Origin of the sequence: Pseudomonas sp. IPO3747, from assembly GCF_013385245.1 — a bacterium.
GTDB lineage: Bacteria > Pseudomonadota > Gammaproteobacteria > Pseudomonadales > Pseudomonadaceae > Aquipseudomonas > Aquipseudomonas edaphica.
The window spans coordinates 108,841-125,244 of the sequence record NZ_JACAQL010000008.1; the positions used below are offsets into that span (position 1 = coordinate 108,841).

A 16,404-nucleotide genomic window follows, 5' to 3' on the forward strand; every position below is an offset into this window, starting at 1 on the left:
TGCACTACATAATGAAAATCTGAAACAGCGCATAAGCTCCGCAGAGTGAGGCAAGCAATGACTGAACACGTTCAAGTCGGTGGCCTGCAGGTCGCCAAAGTCCTGTTCGACTTCGTGAACAACGAAGCCATTCCCGGCACCGGCATCACTGCCGACCAGTTCTGGGCCGGCGCCGACAAGGTCATCCACGACCTGGCACCGAAGAACAAAGCCCTACTCGCCAAACGCGATGATTTCCAGGCGCGGATCGACACCTGGCACCAGACCCACGCAGGCAAAGCCCACGACCCAGTGGCCTACAAAGCCTTCCTGCAAGATATCGGCTACCTGCTGCCAGAAGCCGCAGATTTCCAGGCCTCGACCCAAAATGTCGATGACGAAATTGCCCGCATGGCCGGCCCGCAGCTGGTGGTGCCGGTCATGAATGCCCGCTTCGCCCTCAACGCCTCCAATGCACGCTGGGGCTCGCTGTACGACGCGCTGTATGGCACCGATGCCATCAGCGAAGCCGACGGCGCCGAGAAGGGCAAGGGTTACAACAAAGTGCGTGGCGACAAGGTAATTGCCTTCGCCCGTGCTTTCCTCGACGAAGCCGCGCCGCTCACCGCCGGCAGCCACGTCGATTCCACCGGTTACAAGATGGTGGATGGCAAGCTCATCGTCAGCCTCAAGGGCGGCAGCAACAGTGGCCTGCGCGACGACGCACAACTGATCGGTTTCCAGGGCCCTGCGGCCGAGCCGATTGCGATCCTGCTTAAACACAACGGCCTGCACTTCGAAATCCAGATCGACGCCAGCACCCCGGTCGGCCAGACCGACGCCGCCGGCGTCAAAGACGTGCTGATGGAAGCCGCGCTGACCACCATCATGGACTGCGAAGACTCCGTCGCCGCCGTCGATGCCGATGACAAAGTGGTGATCTACCGCAACTGGCTCGGCCTGATGAAAGGCGACCTGGCCGAAGAAGTGGCCAAGGGCGGCAAGACCTTCACCCGCACCATGAACGCCGACCGCGTCTACACCGGCGTGGATGGCCAGGACGTGACCCTGCACGGCCGTTCGCTGCTGTTTGTGCGTAACGTTGGCCACTTGATGACCATCGACGCGATCCTGGATAAAGACGGCAACGAAGTACCGGAAGGTATTCTCGACGGTCTGCTCACCAGCCTGGCGGCGATCCACAGCCTCAACGGCAACAGCAGCCGCAAGAACAGCCGCACCGGTTCTGTGTACATCGTTAAACCGAAGATGCACGGCCCCGAAGAAGCCGCGTTCACCAATGAGCTGTTTGGCCGCATCGAAGACGTGCTGAACTTGCCACGCAACACCCTCAAAGTCGGGATCATGGACGAGGAGCGCCGCACCACGGTCAACCTCAAGGCCTGCATCAAGGCGGCCAGCGAGCGCGTGGTGTTTATCAACACCGGCTTCCTCGACCGCACCGGCGATGAAATCCACACCTCCATGGAAGCTGGCGCGATGGTGCGCAAGGCCGCCATGAAGGCGGAAAAATGGATCGGTGCCTACGAAAACTGGAACGTCGATATCGGCTTGAGCACCGGCCTGCAAGGTCGTGCACAGATCGGTAAAGGCATGTGGGCCATGCCCGACCTGATGGCGGCGATGCTCGAACAGAAAATCGCTCACCCACTGGCCGGCGCCAACACCGCCTGGGTGCCATCGCCGACGGCGGCTGCGCTGCATGCGCTGCACTACCACAAGGTTGATGTGTTCGCCCGCCAGGCCGAACTGGCCAAGCGCGAGCGCGCCTCGGTGGACGATATCCTGACCATTCCTCTGGCCAGCAACACCGATTGGTCCGAAGAAGAAATCCGCAACGAACTGGACAACAATGCCCAGGGCATCCTCGGCTATGTCGTCCGTTGGATCGACCAGGGCGTCGGCTGCTCGAAAGTGCCGGACATCAACGATGTGGGCCTGATGGAAGACCGCGCCACCCTGCGCATCTCCAGCCAGCACATCGCCAACTGGCTGCGCCACGGCATCGTCAACGAAGCCCAGGTGATGGAAAGCCTCAAGCGCATGGCGCCGGTGGTGGACCGTCAGAATGCCGGGGATGCGCTGTATCGGCCGCTGGCACCGGATTTCGACAGCAACATCGCGTTTCAAGCGGCGGTGGAGTTGGTGATTGAAGGGACTAAACAGCCGAATGGGTATACGGAGCCGGTGTTGCATCGTCGGCGTCGTGAGTTCAAGGCTAAAAACGGCCTGTAAATGAAAAAAGCCCTGATCGCAAGATCAGGGCTTTACTGTTTTAACCATTGCACTTCATGCAATGAGCTAAACAATAGGACTGCCGCTCGAAAAAACATAACTATCTGACATTTATCTTCATCAAGGCTCATTAATCAACCGTCACAATGAGCACCCTCTCGCGCACTTACAAAGCGCTGCCTATAGCAGTAAAACTTCAAATGCCTGCACTCCAAAAACCAGGAATGCTTACAGAACAACTCAATTAATTACAAATCATCATTCCACTCAGCAGCACCTACCACTTTATATTCGACCCCCTTATCTGCAAACATCCCATTCAGCTCATACGCCCGTTTGCTCGCGGAGTGGGTGACAGTTTCCTTCAAAGTACCGCTCATAAAAGAATATTTATTGCTAATACCGTCCTTCAAGGTCCAAATAAATTTTTCATCCTTGCTTTCAAATTTATAAGTAGCGACCCCATCCTCAGTTTGAGGCTTAAAAAACACAGAGAAGGTATCAGCCCCCCGATAGCTGTAGAGCCCGGAGTCTTCGCCCGCAATTTCAACATTAACATCGTGAGAATCAAAACTTTTATAAAAGCTGCCTTTCTTGGTGATTTCCAGCTTCATAAAATTGGCAGTGGTGTAACTTCCATTTGTGCTCATGACTGGCCTCTGTTCTCTAGTAAGTTGAGGCGGTGATTCCGACCGCCCTCAAACCAAGTGAACAGCGATGCTCACACCACCGCTACTGTCAAAGTTGACAGTTCTTACAGAAGTCCGACCAGCGGTAGCTACTGCGCCATCCCCAATTCCCGCTTGACCATCTTCGCCAACTTCACGCTATCAATCGGCTTGAGCAAAAAATCCACCACGCTCAAATGCATCGCATCAATCACATCCGGCGCTTCCGCGTCCCCCGACATGATGATGATCGGCAACGCCGCACGGGTTGACTCGCGCACTTTGCGAATCAATTGCAGGCCGTTGCTCGGCGCCATGCGCAAATCGGTGATCAGCAAACCGATGGAACTGCTGGAGCTCAACAAATCCCACGCTGTCTCGCCACTGTCGGCGGTCATGCAGCGAATGCCGTCCAGACCCAGGATTTCTGCCAGCAGTTCACGTGCGTCCTTGTCGTCGTCGACAATTAACACCCGTTGTGGCGGCAGATCGGGCTCCAGCATCACGGCGCTCAGCGCCTCGCGCTCGGCATCACTCAAAATATCGTGGTCGGACATACGTTTCTCAGCAGTTCTATTCAATCTCCCAGCACACTCGTCAGACATCTGCGGAAGGGCGAACAATGTGCACTTCGTCGGAAAGTTTGCCTAGTGGGCGTTCTACGGGGTTTGGACGATAGTCATGTAAGGTTTTTCCCTAGTCGTGAATGGTTTTGCCCAGACCTAGACTTACGTCCAATGGGCACCCGCCGCGCGGGAGTCGACCATGCAGGACGATAACGACAAAAAAACTGCGGTCACTGTTATGAGTAAAGCTGATGCTTTCACGCACGCGGGAAAAACCGCCGTGTTGCAGAACATCCACGGCACCCTGCAATTCCTGCAACGCTTCCCACCGTTCAACCAGATGGAAAACGCCCACCTGGCGTTCTTGGTCGAACAGTGCCAGCTGCGTTTCTACGGCCCCGGCGACAGCATTCTCAAACCGTCCGGCGGGCCGGTGGAGCACTTCTATATCGTCAAGCAGGGCCGCGTAGTCGGCGAGCGGCCGGACTCGACGCAAGCCACCTTCGAGATCACCACCGGCGAGTGCTTCCCTCTTGCCGCGTTGCTGGGTGAGCGTGCGACACGCACCGAGCACAAAGCCGCCGAAGACACCTTCTGCCTGCAACTGAACAAGCCGGCGTTTATCAAGCTGTTCGCCCTTTCCAGCCCGTTTCGCGATTTTGCCCTGCGCGGAGTCAGCAGCCTGTTGGATCAGGTCAACCAGCAGGTGCAGCAAAAGGCCGTGGAAACCCTCGGCACCCAGTATTCGCTGAACACCCGCCTGGGTGAATTGGCCATGCGCCACCCGGTCACCTGCAGCCCGACCACGCCGCTGCGCGAAGCGGTGACGCTGATGCATGAGCAACAAGTGGGCAGCATCGTGATCGTCGACGAGCACAAGGCGCCGCTGGGGATTTTCACCTTGCGCGATCTGCGCCAGGTGGTCGCCGATGGCACCGGCGATTTCAATCAAGCCATCGCCGGCCATATGACCCAGGCGCCGTTCTTTTTAAGCCCGGACCACAGCGCCTTCGACGCCGCCATCGCCATGACCGAGCGACACATCGCCCATGTGTGCCTGGTAAAAGACCAGCGCCTGTGTGGCGTGGTGTCCGAGCGCGACCTGTTTTCCCTGCAACGGGTCGACCTGGTACACCTGGCCCGCACCATCCGCAACGCGCCCCGGGTGGAAAACCTGGTGGCGATTCGCGGTGAAATCGGCCAACTGGTCGAACGCATGCTGGCCCATGGTGCCTCCTCGACTCAGATCACCCACATTATTACCCTGCTCAACGACCACACTGTGTGCCGGGTGATCGAGCTGACTCTGGCCGAGAAAGGTGACCCTGACGTGCCCTTCAGCTGGCTGTGTTTCGGCAGCGAAGGGCGCCGCGAGCAAACACTGTTTACCGACCAGGACAACGGCATCCTGTTTGAAGCCAAGGACGCCGCCGAAGCCGCCGAGATCCGCGGCCGCCTGCTGCCCCTGGCGCAGCAGATCAACCAAAGCCTGGCGTTGTGCGGCTTCAGCCTGTGCAAGGGCAATATCATGGCCGGCAACCCCGAGCTGTGCCTGTCACGGGCCGAATGGGCGCGGCGCTTTGGTGCCTTTATCCGCGAAGCCACGCCGGAGAACCTGCTCGGGTCGAGCATCTATTTCGATATGCGCGTGGTGTGGGGCGACGAGCGCGGTTGCGAGCAACTGCGCCAGGGCATTCTGGATCAGGTGGCCGATAACCGCTTATTCCAACGCATGCTGGCCGAGAACGCCTTGCGCCAGCGCCCGCCGGTCGGGCGTTTCCGCGACTTTGTGCTGACGCGCAAAGGCACCGAAAAGGCCACGCTCGACCTCAAGGTGCAGGGCCTTACGCCCTTTGTCGATGGTGCGCGCCTGTTGGCCCTGGCCAACGGTATCCACGCCAACAATACCTTGGAGCGCCTGCGCCAACTGGTGGTCAAGGAGGTCATTGAGCCGCTGGATGGCGCCGCCTATGAGGAGGCCTATCACTTTATCCAGCAAACCCGCATGCAGCAGCATCAGCTGCAAACCCGCGAGAACCTGCCGTATTCCAACCGCGTCGACCCCGACAGCCTCAACCACCTGGACCGGCGCATCCTGCGTGAATCCCTGCGCCAGGCCCAACGCCTGCAAAGCAGCCTGACGCTGCGGTATCAGCTGTGAGCCTGTTCAGTTGGCTGCGCAAGAACAAGCCCGGGCTCGACGCGGCTCAGCAGCAGCGACTGGCACAATTGCCCAAGCCCGCATTGCTGGGCGACGGGTCGTTACGCAGCCAGCGTTGGGTGGTGGTCGACCTGGAAACCAGCGGCCTGAACCTCAACCGCGACCAAGTGCTGTCCATCGGCGCGGTGGTGATCGAGGATGGCGCGGTGGATTTTTCGCAGATGTTCGAACGCACCCTGCAACAGCCCAACACCAAGCTCAGCCCCAGCGTGCTGATCCATGGCCTCGGCCCCAGTGCAATTGCCGCCGGCAGCGACCCGGCGCAAGCCTTGCTGGATTTTATGGCCTTTGTCGGCGACAGCCCGTTGCTGGCGTTCCATGCGCCGTTCGACCAACACATGCTGTGCCGGGAGCTTAAGAGCAGCCTGGGCTATCGGCTGGCCCATCCGTTCCTCGATGTAGCCGACATCGCCCCGCTGTTGTGCCCCGACGCGAATATTCGCGAGGCCGGGCTCGACGACTGGATCAACCACTTCAAGTTGCACGTGGGCGAACGCCATCACGCCAGCGCCGATGCGCTGGCCACGGCAGAGCTGATGCTCATCCTGTTCAGCCGTGCGCGCCAACAGGGAATCGACAGCCCACAGGTGCTGCAAGAGCGCTTGAGCCAATGGACACGTCGCAAACAAGCGCCCTCTTTCTAGGGGACGCTGAGCGTCCCAGGAGGCATTACCACGCAGAGCGTGGGAACGATCGCCCGACAGACGCCAATTGCGCCCACTCCCTGCCTCTGACACAATCGCGAATAATTCTCGTTAGTTTAAACCCCTTGTTTATTCGGTGATGCCTTGTCGTCGGTCCAAACCCCACACAGTGAGCTTGTTGGCGCGTTGTATCGCGACCATCGTGGCTGGCTGTTGGCGTGGCTGCGACGCAATGTGGCCTGCCCGAGCCGCGCCGAAGACTTGAGCCAGGACACGTTCATACGCCTGCTGGGCCGGGACGAGCTGCGCGAACCGCGCGAGCCACGTGCGTTCCTGGTGGCCATCGCCAAAGGCTTGCTGTTCGACTACTTCCGCCGCGCGGCGCTGGAGCAGGCGTACCTCAGCGAGCTGATGCTGATCCCGGAAAGCGAACACCCCTCGCCCGAAGCACAGCAACTGATCCTCGAAGACCTCAAGGCCATCGACCGCCTGCTCGGCAAGCTGTCGAGCAAGGCCCGCGCTGCCTTCCTCTATAACCGCCTCGACGGCCTGGGCCACGCCGAAATCGCCCAGCGCCTGGGTGTGTCGGTGCCACGTGTGCGCCAGTACCTGGCCCAAGGCATTCGCCAGTGCTACATCGCACTGTATGGCGAGCCGCTGTGACAGGCTCCAAACCGGTCACGGCCCGTGTGCTGGATGCGGCGATTGCCTGGCAACTGTCGCTGGGCTCAGGCGACGGCAGCCTGGTTGCACAGGAAGAGTTCGCCAAATGGCTGGCCAGTGATGAAGAACACGCACGCGCCTGGCGTCAGCTGGGCATGCTCGACCAGCGCTTCAGCGTAGCTTCTGGCCCGGCGCGCGCGGCGCTGTTGCAGTCACGCCAAGGCATTCGCCAGCGCGTGCGCAAGTTGGGCGGCGGTTTGGCCAGCATCGCGCTGGTGATCGGCCTGGCGCTGTTTGCCGGTGAACGTTACGTGCCGATCCATTATTGGCTGGCGGACCAACGCACAGCGACCGGCGAACAACGCACGCTGAAGCTGGCCGACGGCACACTGATCAACCTCAACACCCACAGCGCCATCGACGTGCGCTTTGATGAAAAACGCCGATTGATCGTGTTGCAGGAAGGCGAAATCCAAGTCGAAACCGGCCACAACGATGCGCGGCCGTTCTACGTGCAAACCCGCGACGGCAGCCTGCGCGCCCTGGGCACGCGGTTTATCGTCAGGCGCGAAGACGACGCCACGCGCCTGAGCGTGCTGCAGTCTGCCGTGGCCGCCCAGCCTGAGGCGCTGCATCAGGAGCAGATTTTCAAGCAAGGCCAGCAAGTGCTGATGCGCAGCGACGGCCTCGGCCCTGCGCGGGTGCTCACACCCGCCGCAGACGCCTGGACGCGCGGCATGCTGGTGGTCGACAACACCCGCCTGGGCGATGTGGTTGCAGAGCTGAGTCGTTACCGCACCGGCTACCTGGGCGTGGATAAAACCGTGGCCGACCTGCGCATCACCGGCAGCTTCCCGCTGCACGACACCACCCTGGCGCTGAATGCCCTGCTGCCGACCTTGCCGGTGCAGATCGAGCAGCACACGCCGTGGTGGGTGACCGTGAAGGCTAAGCCTTAGGTTTTTCAGTGCCTGGCCGATCGCCTTCGCAGGCAAGCCAGCTACCACCTTTGGAATTGTGAACACCGTTAAAGGTGGGAGCTGGCTTGCCTGCGATGAGGCCCTCAAAGCCACCTCAAAAAAATATTTTCACCCAGCCCTATCACTTTCTGATTCTCATCCGGCACCTAGGCAATTGAGAAATATTTTCATTCAGGAGCCGCCCCATGTCCCGCACGCTAGACACCTTGTTGCGCCCCAGCCTGTTAGCCATGGCCATTGCCCTCAGCGCCCCGCTGACGAGCACCGCGCTGATCGCCGCCGAACAGGCTAGCAACGTGCGCGCCTACAACCTGCCGGCTGCGCCATTGGCGAGCACCCTGAACCAGATCGCCAGCCAGTCGGGCCTGGCCCTGACGCTGAACCCTTCGCTGGCAGCGGGCAAGACCTCAGCACCGGTCAAAGGCCAATTCGATGCCCAGGGCGCGTTGCGCGAGGCGTTGCGTGGCACCGGGTTGCAATTGGAGCAAAGCAGTGCCGGGACGTTTACGCTGGTGCCTGTCCCGGAAGGTGTCGTGGCGTTGCCAGAGACCAGCATCATTGGCGCAGGCAGCTATGAAAGTGCGTGGGGACCGGTGGATGGCTATGTCGCGACTCGCACCGCGGCAGGCACCAAAACGGATACGCCGATCATTGAGGCACCGCGCTCCATGTCTGTGGTTACCCGTGCTCAGATGGAAGACCGTGGCGTGCAGAACCTGGATGACGCCGTACGCTACATGCCCGGTGTGATCGCAAGCAGTTATGGCAGCGACTCCCGTGCCGACTGGCTGCGGGTACGTGGTTTCGAACCCACTCAGTTCCTGGACGGCCTGCCACTGCCAAAAGGCTCCTATGCCAACCCAAAACAGGAAACCTGGAACCTGGACCGCATTACTCTACTGCGCGGCCCTGCTTCTTCGGTATATGGTCAAACGCCACCGGGCGGGATGCTAGACATGGTCAGCCGCCGCCCACAAGCGGAAAGCAGCAACGCTGTACGCGCCGAAGTCGGCAGCAACAACCGTAAGCAAATCAGCTTCGACAGCACCGGCAAGATCGATGATCAAGGCCAATTTCTGTACCGCGTCGACGGTGTGGTGCGTGATAGCGGCACGCCCATCGACCATATCGAAGACAAGCGCTATAACATCGCGCCGAGCCTGACCTGGAATATCAACGACGACACCCACCTTACCCTGCTCTCGCAATTTACCCGCGACGATACCGGTATCAGTGGCCAGTTCCTGCCGTTGCAAGGCACTAAACTGGGATCGCCAGCAGGCAAGATTTCGCATCACAAAAACCTTGGCGAGCCGGATCAGGACTACTACGACCGCACCTACTACGCCCTCGGTTATGCCTTCGACCATCGTTTCAACGATACCTGGCAGTTCAAGCAAAACCTGCGTTACACCAAAAGCGAACTAGCCTTCAACACTACCTACTCCAGCTACGGCGACACTGCCGTAGGTGCAGATGGCATGCTGAAACGTATCTACGACAAAGTGGATGAAGACATCGCCCAACTGGCCGTAGACAACAACTTCCAAGCCGATTTCCAAACCGGGGCCCTAAGCCACACACTGCTGCTGGGCCTGGACCACCAGCGCTCCAACACCGACTACCACTGGGTCGAAGGTAGTGCGGCGAGCATTAATCCGAACCGCCCGATCTATAACCAGCCACGCCCGGCTGGCGCTCCGTTCACGTTCTACGATTACAACCAGAAAACCGTGCAGACAGGGCTCTACGTACAGGACCAGATCGCTTTGGAAAAATGGCGCCTGACCTTGGGCGGCCGTGAAGACTGGATTCACACCGGCACCACTTTCTTCAACCTGAATGACGCCACCAACACGCAACGCGACAAGGCCTTCAGTGGCAACGCAGGTCTGAGCTATGTGTTCGACTCAGGCATCACGCCCTATATCTCCTATACCGAGTCGTTCCAGCCCACTGCTGGCGCCAGTGCGAGCGCTACGGAATCGTTCAAGCCGACCCAGGGCAAACAGACTGAAGTGGGTGTGAAGTACCAGCCAGTAGGCAGCAAAACCCTGCTGACCGCAGCCGTGTTTGACCTGCGCCAGCAAAACGTTTCGGTGACACAAAACAACATCACCAGCCAGATCGGCGAAATCAGCGTGCGTGGCCTGGAGCTGGAGGCCACATCTGAAGTAACCGACAACCTGAAACTGGTGGGCTCGTACACGTACACCGACACCGAAATCCTCAAGGGGGACGACAAGGGCAACCGCATGAAGTTGGTGCCACGTAATCAGGCGTCGCTGTGGTCTGATTACACTTGGCATTCGGGTGTATTGGATGGTTTCGGCGTTGGTGCTGGCGTGCGCTATGTGGGCGACACCTACGGCAACACTGCGAACACAGCCAACGGCCACGTAGGTTCGTACACCGTGTATGACGCTGCAGTGCATTACGACTTGAGCCGCCTTAACCCAGTACTTGCTGGTGTCTCGGTGGATGTCACCGCCAAGAACATCTTCAACAAGGACTACTTGTCGACCTGCGACGGCGCTTGGTGCTACTACGGTGATGAACGCAATGTCGTGGCGGCTGTGAACTACAAGTGGTAAACCACTGACACGGTCACCCAAGGGTCACGGCAACGCCGTGGCCCTTTTGCATTTGGATGAACCATGAAAAGCAAAACCATCCGCCGCTGGTCCTTCATCCACACCTGGACCAGCCTGATCTGCACGGTATTTCTGCTGCTGCTCGCCCTCACCGGCCTGCCGTTGGTGTTTCACCACGAGATCGACCACCTGCTGGGCAACGAGCCGGAACTGGCACAGATGCCCGCCGACACGCCGCAGCTGAACCTTGAGCAGTTGGTGGCCAAAGCCCAGGCCCATCGCCCCGGCGAGGCCATGCAGTACCTGGCGTGGGACGAAGACGACAAAAACGGTGTGATCGCGATCATGGCTGCCACGGCCGGCACCGAGCCCAACTCGTCCCACACCTTCATGCTGGATGCGCGCACCGGTGAGGCCGTGGAAACCCCGGCGGCCAATGGCGGGTTGACCCTGTTCCTGCTGCGCTTGCACGTGGATATGTTCGCCGGGCTGCCAGGCAAGTTGCTGCTGGCGTTCATGGGCATTCTGTTTGTGGTGGCAATTGTCTCGGGTACGGTGCTGTACCTGCCGTTTATGCGCCGGTTGAAGTTCGCCACCGTGCGTAATGACAAATCCACCCGTCTGCGCTGGCTCGACCTGCACAACCTGATCGGCGTGGTCACGCTGACCTGGGCGCTGGTGGTGGGCGTCACCGGCGTGATCAGCGCCTGCGCCGATTTGATCATCGCCGCCTGGCGCCAGGACAGCCTCAGCGCCATGATCGAGCCGTACAAAAACGCGCCGCCGCTGACCCAACGCGCACCGGCCACCGAACTGCTGAGCATCGCCGCCAAGGCCGCGCCCGGCATGGAGCCGGACTTTATCGCCTTCCCCGGTACGCGCTTTTCCAGCGAACACCACTACGCGGTGTTCATGAAGGGCAGCACGCATCTGACCTCACACCTGCTCACGCCGGTGCTGATCGACGCCAGCACCCTGGCCGTCACCGCCATCGCCGAACGGCCGTGGTACATGGACGCCATGGGCATGTCCCAGCCGCTGCACTTTGGCGACTATGGCGGCATGCCGATGAAGATCCTCTGGGCGGTGCTGGACGTACTGACCATCATCGTGTTGGGCAGCGGTGTTTACCTGTGGATTGTGCGGCGTAAGGCGGCCAAGTCATGAAGCCGCGCCAATCGAGTTTCTGGAAGGTGTTTGGCATTCCGCTGGGGATTGGCCTGCTCAGCGCTGCCGGGTTGTTTGCGGCGCTGTTGGGTGACGGGCTGTGGGATTCGTTGAGTTGGGTGGGGTTGGGTATTCCTGCTGGCATTGGGGCTTGGGCCTTGCTTAAGCGGCGTGGCTGAAGGCCTCATCGCAGGCAAGCCAGCTCCCACAGGTTGATGTGTGTACGCAGTCAAGTGTGGGAGCTGGCTTGTCGAGTCGTCGCACCGCTGCGATAGGGCCTTCAAAAACAACCACAATCCTACTAGGCTAGCCCTGCCATTTCCGAGGAATGCCCATGTCCGCGCCCAGCATGACCTTGTTTCACAACCCCGCTTCACCCTTTGTTCGCAAAGTCCGCGTGCTGCTGATCGAGACCGGCCAGCAGCACCGCGTGGCCTTGCATGGCTGCATGCCGACGCCGGTCAACCCCGACGCACAGGTGGTGCAGGACAACCCCGTGGGCAAGATCCCGGCCCTGCGCCTGGCCGATGGTTCGGTGCTGCACGACAGCCGGGTGATCCTCGATTACTTCGACCACCAGCACGTCGGCAACCCGCTGATCCCGCGTGACGGCTCGGCCCGCTGGCGCCGCCTCACCCTCGCCTCGATGGCCGACGGCATCATGGATGCCGCCGTGCTGGTGCGTTACGAGACCGCCATGCGCCCGGCAGAAAAACACTGGGACCAATGGCTGGAGGAGCAGCGCAACAAGATCCACCGCACCCTCGCCGAGCTGGAAAGCGATGCGATTGCCGAACTGGCCAGCCACTTCGACATCGCCGCCATCAGCGTGGCCTGCGCCCTGGGTTACCTGGACTTTCGCCACCCCGACCTGCAATGGCGCGCCAGCAACCCCAAGCTTGCCGACTGGTATGCCGGGGTCAGCCAACGGCCTTCGATGCTTGAGACCCAGCCACCGGTGTGACATTCACACCCATCCAGTGTGGGAGCGGGCTTGCCCGCGATGGCGGCATGTCATTCAGCACATTGGTTTCTGACCCACCGCATTCGCGGGCAAGCCCGCTCCCACATTGAAGAGTGGTGTTGCTGAGGAAGGTGGCAATCCCGGCCACCAATTGCGCGCGCACCTGCTGATCTTCACGCAACCCAATCATTGCGCCACCTCCCGACCTTTGCGCTTGCCCACGCCATACCAATCCAGTTTGCGCGTCAGCACCATCACCGTACCCAGCAGCCCGAACAGCAGCAGCGAGCCCATCAGCAGCGCGTAATCTTCAGCGCTCAGCAGCCCGTACAACAAGCCATACAACGCCGCCAACCCCGCCGAAAAGCCCAGGCCATGCACAACACTGCGCAGCACATGGCACACGTAAAAACCGATCAACAATACACAGGCACTCGCCGAGATCAGGTAGGCCAACGCAAAGCCCAGGTGCTCGGACAACGACAACAGCAGCAGGTAAAAGAACGCCAACGCGAAGCCCACCAACGCGTACTGAATCGGGTGTACCGCGAGGTTCTTCAGTACTTCGAAGAGGAAGAAACCGGCAAACGTCAGGGCGATAAACAGCAGCGCGTATTTGATCGCGCGGTCGCTCTTGAGGTACTGGTCCACCGGGTCGATGAAGTTCACGCCAAAGCTGCGGTTGGTGAAGTCTTCACAGCCCTGGCGGTCCAGGCAGGTTTGCAGGGCTTGTTCGAGGTTGGTGGAGAAAAACGAAGTCTGCCAATTGGCGCTGAAGCCCTTGTCAGTGACCTCTCGCTGCGCCGGCAGGAAGTTGCCGATAAAACTGGGGTGCGGCCAGTTGGACGCGAGTGACACCTGGCTGGTCTTGCCCACCGGCACCACTTGCAACTGTTCGGTGCCCTGCAGGCGCAGGTCAAAAGCGAAGTCCACCACGCTCGGTTGTTTGCTGTCCTGCGCGGGCAGCGTCACATGCACGCCCTCACCCAACCAGTCCACTTGCGAGCCTGGCGAGAACGCCAGGCGCTGGCTGCCCAGCTCAAGCTTCAGGGCGTTTTCGATGCCACGAATATCGCTGATACCCACCGCCAGAAACGCAGGCTCAAAACGGTAATCGGCAAAGTTTTCTGTAATGCCCAACTGCGCTGGCAACTCGAAACGCCCACTGATGCGGTTGTCTGCATGGAACAGTCGCGCCTGGTAGATGCCACGCGAGCGCAGTTCGGTTTGCACCTTGCCGTCGAGTTCAAAGCGGTCCGGCAAAAAATACAGACGGCCGCGCTCTTCACGGGTTTCCTCGTAGCGTTTGTTGAGCTTTTCATTGAGTTTCCACTCGCGCACGGTCTTGCGATACGGCACCACCATGACCGGGCCGGTAATGCGTTGGCTGTAGCTGGAGCTGCGGGCGATGTCCATCAATACGCCGTCGCGCAGTTGCTGGCGGTCGCTGATGATGCCGTTGATCATCAGCAGTGGAATCAGCAACAGCAGCATCAGCAGCGCAATGGCGCCAAGTTTGAACAGCAGGCTTCGGTTCATGGGGCTCTCCCTGTTTTGATGGGCAGAGCGTGAACCGCGCCTGTGGGAGATTTATGTGGGCACTGTGGAGACTGTGTGGAGATGCAGCACCACCTGCACGCCGCCTTGCACATTGCCGATCTGCAATGCGCCGCCGTGCAGCTTCATCACTTCTTCGACAAAGTTGAGGCCCAGGCCGGTGCTTTTGCGCCCACTGACCGGGCGCGGCAACGAGTAGAAGCGCTCGCTCAGACGTGGCAAGGCGTAGTCGGGAATCGGCGCAGCCTGATTGAACAGGCTGACCTGCACGTCGTTATGCTGCGCCTGTGCGCTGAATCGCAAGGTGCCGCCGGGCGGTGTGAAGTCCAAGGCGTTATCGAGCAGGTTGCCCAGCGCCTGGCGCAACAGGAAAGGCTCACCGAACACCTTCACATCCGCCGCTATCGTCTGTTCGACCTGCAGGCCGGCGCCTTCGATTCGCGCACATTGCGCCTTGAGTACCTCGTCGACCAAGGCCGCCAACGGCATGCGGGTCTGTTCTTCCAAACCCTGGCGTTGCTCCACCTGGGCCAGGTTGAGCAGCCGCTCGATCAACTGCTGCAAGCGCGCACTTTCGCTGTCGATATTGCCGATAAAACGCTGCTGCTGCTCGCGGCTCATATCGCCCTGCAACAATTCCGCCGCGCCGCGAATGGCGGCCAGCGGGCTTTTCAATTCGTGGGTCAGGGTATGCACGTAATGCTCGACGTAGGCCTTGCCTTCCAGCTGCGTGCGCATGTGCTCCACAGCGGTGGACAGCTGTTTGAGTTCGCCGCCACGGTAATGCGGCAACTCGGCCCGGCGCCCTTCGCTCACCGCCTGCGCATAGGCCGTGAGCCGATGCAGCGCCACACTCAGCCACCACGACAGCAATGCGCCCAACAGCAGGCCCAACACCACCAACCCGGCGCCGTACCAGAGCAAGCGGTTCTCGGTGCGATCCACATAAGGCTGCAACGAGCTGTTGGGCTTGGCCACCGTTACCACGCCGATGATTTGCCCGTTGTCGCGGATCGGCGCGCCCACGTGCATCACCGACGAAGTGGGATCGTCCAGCTCGCTGCGGGTGGAACGGGCGCCGTACTCACCCCGCAAGGTGAGGTATACGTCGTTCCACCGTGAATAGTCCTGCCCCACCGCTTCGCCCGTGGAATCGAGCAGCACGATGCCGTTGGCGTCGGTCACGTAGATGCGGTGGTTAACCTGGTTTTTCGGCAGGCCCCAGATGGTCGCGCCGGGCTGGCGATTGCCGTAGGCCTTGAGCAACTCAGGCCAGTGGCTTTGGCCGAGGGTATGATTTTTTACGTCATCGCGCAGGATCTCAGCCAGCAGGTTCGCCGTGTCCACCAAAGTTTCTTCGGTGGACTGGCGCACGCCGGGGCGGATTTCCTTCATCACCGTGTTGAGCACAAAGTAACCGGTGAGGCCGATAAACAGCGCATACACCAGGAAGATCCGCAGCCCCAGGCGCATCAGCTGTGGCTCGGGCTGTAGCTGTAGCCGAGGCCACGATGGGTCTGGATCGGCTCGGCATCCGCCGCAATGCCCCGCAGTTTGCTGCGCAGGCTTTTGATATGGCTGTCGATATTGCGCTCGTAGCCGGCATCGGCCGACACGCCCACCGCGTCGAGCAATTGCTCGCGGCTGAACACCCGCTCGGGCTGCTCCAGCAAGCTTTGCAGCAGGCGAAATTCATGCCGCGTAAGGCTCAAAGCCTGGCCGCGATAACTGATCTGCATGCGCTCCAGATCGACCTGAAACACGGCCGGCGCGGCACCTGGGCTGACGCGTTTGAGAATCGCCCGAACCCGCGCCGCCACTTCCCGTGGGCTGAACGGCTTGACCACATAATCGTCGGCGCCGATCTCCAGGCCCACCACCCGGTCAATCTCGCCGTCGCGCGCACTGAGGAACATCACCGGCACTTCACTGAAGCGGCGCAGTTGCTTGCACGTCTCAAAGCCGGTGATGTCCGGCAGGCCGATGTCGAGGATGATCAGGTCGGCAGGCGTCTGGCGTTGATGCGCCAGCGCCTCCTGGCCAAGGCTCAGCCAGGTAGTGGTGAACCCCTCGCCTTGCAGGGCAAAGATCAGCGTGTCGGCTATCGCCGCTTCGTCTTCGACAATCAGGATGTGCGGCATAGGC

At 60.3% G+C, this 16,404-nt stretch carries 14 protein-coding genes; 9 read left to right on the top strand and 5 right to left on the bottom strand.

The window, feature by feature from the left end:
- Positions 1 to 57: 57 nt before the first annotated feature.
- Positions 58 to 2,235: a malate synthase G gene (locus HX790_RS12110; protein WP_017138017.1), complete on the top strand. Its 2,178-nt coding sequence runs from the start codon at positions 58 to 60 to the stop codon at positions 2,233 to 2,235.
- 248 nt (positions 2,236 to 2,483) lie between these two features.
- Here HX790_RS12110 and HX790_RS12115 read toward each other — a convergent pair whose 3' ends face one another.
- The gene (locus HX790_RS12115; RefSeq protein WP_176991596.1) at positions 2,484 to 2,885 is read right to left on the bottom strand and encodes a hypothetical protein; all 402 of its coding nucleotides are present in this window, start codon (positions 2,883 to 2,885) and stop codon (positions 2,484 to 2,486) included.
- A gap of 128 nt (positions 2,886 to 3,013) precedes the next feature.
- Positions 3,014 to 3,460, bottom strand: coding sequence for a response regulator (locus HX790_RS12120; protein ID WP_017138015.1), 447 nt, complete (start codon positions 3,458 to 3,460; stop codon positions 3,014 to 3,016).
- Positions 3,461 to 3,707: 247 nt separating this feature from the next.
- Between HX790_RS12120 and HX790_RS12125 the strand changes: the two genes are divergently transcribed.
- The 8 genes from HX790_RS12125 (at position 3,708) to HX790_RS12160 (ending at position 12,702) form a co-directional block, all read left to right on the top strand.
- Positions 3,708 to 5,630, top strand: a complete 1,923-nt coding sequence (locus HX790_RS12125; RefSeq protein ID WP_176991597.1) for a putative nucleotidyltransferase substrate binding domain-containing protein — start codon at positions 3,708 to 3,710, stop codon at positions 5,628 to 5,630.
- On the top strand, positions 5,627 to 6,334 hold the full coding sequence (locus HX790_RS12130; protein ID WP_176991598.1) for a 3'-5' exonuclease: 708 nt from the start codon (positions 5,627 to 5,629) through the stop codon (positions 6,332 to 6,334). Before HX790_RS12125 ends, HX790_RS12130 begins: the two co-directional genes overlap by 4 nt.
- A gap of 144 nt (positions 6,335 to 6,478) precedes the next feature.
- The gene (locus HX790_RS12135; protein ID WP_017138011.1) at positions 6,479 to 6,997 is read left to right on the top strand and encodes an RNA polymerase sigma factor; all 519 of its coding nucleotides are present in this window, start codon (positions 6,479 to 6,481) and stop codon (positions 6,995 to 6,997) included.
- Positions 6,994 to 7,956 carry a FecR family protein gene (locus HX790_RS12140; RefSeq protein WP_176991599.1) on the top strand — a complete coding sequence of 321 codons (963 nt, stop codon included), beginning with the start codon at positions 6,994 to 6,996 and terminating at the stop codon, positions 7,954 to 7,956. The genes HX790_RS12135 and HX790_RS12140 overlap by 4 nt, the downstream gene beginning before the upstream one ends.
- Positions 7,957 to 8,162: 206 nt before the next feature.
- Positions 8,163 to 10,571 (top strand): TonB-dependent siderophore receptor, encoded by a 2,409-nt coding sequence (locus tag HX790_RS12145; RefSeq protein WP_176991600.1) that lies wholly within the window; start codon positions 8,163 to 8,165, stop codon positions 10,569 to 10,571.
- A 63-nt stretch (positions 10,572 to 10,634) separates the two neighbouring features.
- Positions 10,635 to 11,738 (top strand): PepSY domain-containing protein, encoded by a 1,104-nt coding sequence (locus HX790_RS12150; RefSeq protein WP_176991601.1) that lies wholly within the window; start codon positions 10,635 to 10,637, stop codon positions 11,736 to 11,738.
- Positions 11,735 to 11,917 carry a hypothetical protein gene (locus HX790_RS12155; protein ID WP_176991602.1) on the top strand — a complete coding sequence of 61 codons (183 nt, stop codon included), beginning with the start codon at positions 11,735 to 11,737 and terminating at the stop codon, positions 11,915 to 11,917. The genes HX790_RS12150 and HX790_RS12155 overlap by 4 nt, the downstream gene beginning before the upstream one ends.
- Positions 11,918 to 12,072: 155 nt before the next feature.
- Entirely contained in the window at positions 12,073 to 12,702 is a 630-nt protein-coding gene (locus tag HX790_RS12160; protein WP_099550395.1) for a glutathione S-transferase family protein, read from the top strand.
- Between the two features lie 186 nt (positions 12,703 to 12,888).
- On the opposite strand, the gene creD is transcribed toward HX790_RS12160, so the two are convergent.
- The 3 genes from creD to creB are packed head-to-tail and all read right to left on the bottom strand — an operon-like array spanning position 12,889 to position 16,400.
- Positions 12,889 to 14,241 carry a cell envelope integrity protein CreD gene (gene creD, locus HX790_RS12165; RefSeq protein ID WP_099550394.1) on the bottom strand — a complete coding sequence of 451 codons (1,353 nt, stop codon included), beginning with the start codon at positions 14,239 to 14,241 and terminating at the stop codon, positions 12,889 to 12,891.
- A 51-nt stretch (positions 14,242 to 14,292) separates the two neighbouring features.
- Positions 14,293 to 15,732 (bottom strand): two-component system sensor histidine kinase CreC, encoded by a 1,440-nt coding sequence (creC, locus tag HX790_RS12170; RefSeq protein WP_017138004.1) that lies wholly within the window; start codon positions 15,730 to 15,732, stop codon positions 14,293 to 14,295.
- On the bottom strand, positions 15,732 to 16,400 hold the full coding sequence (gene creB / locus HX790_RS12175; RefSeq protein WP_176991603.1) for a two-component system response regulator CreB: 669 nt from the start codon (positions 16,398 to 16,400) through the stop codon (positions 15,732 to 15,734). Before creB ends, creC begins: the two co-directional genes overlap by 1 nt.
- Between the last annotated feature and the right edge of the window lie 4 nt (positions 16,401 to 16,404).